At 50.8% G+C, this 858-nt stretch carries 1 protein-coding gene; it reads left to right on the forward strand.

What is annotated here, in order from left to right:
• The coding region (locus NQ018_RS11280) for an IS3 family transposase (protein WP_257061023.1) at positions 1-858 on the forward strand (858 nt) is incomplete at both ends.

Consider the following 858-nt stretch of genomic DNA (forward strand, 5'->3'; position numbering starts at 1 on the left):
CAGTTTGTTGAAGACCACCGCACCGAATACTCGGTCAAGCGGATGTGTAAGGTCCTTGATGTCAACAGGTCTTCCTACTACAAGTGGCACGATGGCACTAAACGCCGTGAGGATAGGGCCTGCGATGATGCCTTGCTAGGCGCCCGTATCAGCGTCGTCTTTTCAGACTTCAACGGATGCTACGGTGCGAAGAGAATCACCGCTGAACTGAACTCCCAGAAGGGGTTTGTTTCGGTGAATCATAAGCGTGTAGCCAGGGTTATGAAAAACATGAGCTTACGTGGCTACACCAAGCGTAGGAAAGTGACCACCACGTGGCGCAGAAAGCATGCCAGGGTGTTTGCTGACCTTGTGAACAGGGATTTCACTGCTTCAAGGCCGAATGAAGTCTATGTTGGCGATATCACTTACCTACCGATTAAAGGTGGCTCCAACATGTTCTTAGCTACCGTCATTGACTGCTACTCCAGGAGGTTGGTGGGATTCGCGATCGCGGATCACATGCGCACCGACTTGGTGATTGAGGCTATGGACATGGCTTATCGTGAACGAGGAAGCCTTGACGGTGCGATCTTTCATACAGATCATGGCAGCGTCTACACCAGTGAAGCGTTCAAGGATTACTGCGCCACTCATAGGGTGCAGCAGTCTATGGGTTCTGTGGGTACCAGTGCCGATAACTCGTTGGCGGAGTCTTTTAACGCGACGGTGAAACGGGAAGTATTGCAGGATCGGAAAGTATTTTCCACGATGCTGGAATGCAGGCAACAGGTATTTAGATTCTGCGTAAGGTACAACACCAAAAGGCGTCACTCCTGGTGTGGATACCTGTCACCAAAAGAGTTTGAAGCCAAGACC

It is taken from the genome of Corynebacterium kozikiae (genome assembly GCF_024580965.1).
In the GTDB taxonomy this organism is placed as follows: Bacteria; Actinomycetota; Actinomycetes; order Mycobacteriales; family Mycobacteriaceae; genus Corynebacterium; species Corynebacterium kozikiae.